This is a genomic window from Amycolatopsis sp. NPDC003676, assembly GCF_053587275.1.
The window spans coordinates 1-1,110 of sequence record NZ_JBSFNS010000386.1; the positions used below are offsets into that span (position 1 = coordinate 1).

Here is a 1,110-nt window from a genome sequence, read left to right on the forward strand (position 1 = left end):
CGTTCGACGCGCTCGAGCCGGGCCTGGGCGGGTACGCCGTCCGCTGACGTATCGGTCCGATTGCTGCCGTGTCACTGAGACACCGTGCGCGGTCGGAAAGCCCATACTGAGGCCATGTCGGATGGTGTTGCTGTAGACGAGCCCGTCGAGCCGATGAGCAAGACCAAGATCAATCTCATTTTCACGACGGTCGTGCTCGGCATGCTCATGGCCGCGCTCGATCAGACCATCGTGTCGGCGGCGCTGCCCTCGATCGTCGCCGATCTCGGCAGCGCGGGGCACATGGCCTGGGTGGTGACGGCGTATCTGCTCGCCGAGGCCGTCGCGACCGTGCTCGCGGGCAAACTCGGCGACCTGTTCGGCCGCAAACTGCTGTTCCAGATCAGCGGCGTCATCTTCATCGCGGGCTCGGCGCTGGCGGGCATGGCGCCCGGCATGGGCGTGCTCATCCTGGCCCGTGGTATCCAGGGCGTCGGTGCCGGCGGGCTGATGGTGACCTCGATGGCGCTGATCGCCGACACCATCCCGTTGCGCGAACGCGGCAAGTATCAGGGCGCGCTCGGCGCGGTGTTCGGCATCACCACGGTGATCGGCCCGACGCTGGGCGGGCTGTTCACCGATCACGCGAGCTGGCGCTGGTGCTTCTACGTCAATGTGCCGCTGGCGATCATCATGGTGGCGATGGCGGCGCGCACGCTGCCGCATCTGCGCGCGGTCGCGCGGCCGGTGATCGACTACCTCGGCATCGGGCTGGTCGCGCTCGGCGTCTCGGCGCTGATCCTCGGTCTGGAGTTCGGCGGCAACGAATATCCGTGGGCCTCGTGGCAGATCATCGGGCTGTTCGTGCTGGCGGCCGTGCTGCTGACCGCGTTCGTGATGGTGGAGAAGCGGGCGGTGGCGCCGATGCTGCCGATGCGGTTGTTCAACAGCCGGGTGTTCACGGTGTCGTCGGTGCTCAGCTTCATCGTCGGGTTCGCGATGCTCGGCTCGATGACGTATCTGCCCGCCTACCTGCAATACGTCGACGGCGCGACGGCGACGATCTCGGGGGCCCGCCGAACCCGCTGCCGAATCCGGACCAGGACAACGGCCGCGTCCAGACCGGCTTCC

The 1,110-nt window shown here is 67.6% G+C and carries 1 protein-coding gene; it reads left to right on the top strand.

Going from position 1 to position 1,110, the window contains the following annotated elements; genetic code table 11:
- Nucleotides 1-114: 114 nt before the first annotated feature.
- Nucleotides 115-1,110 (top strand): MFS transporter (locus ACWDNU_RS46625; RefSeq protein WP_449673550.1); only part of this gene is annotated, 996 nt, incomplete at its 3' end.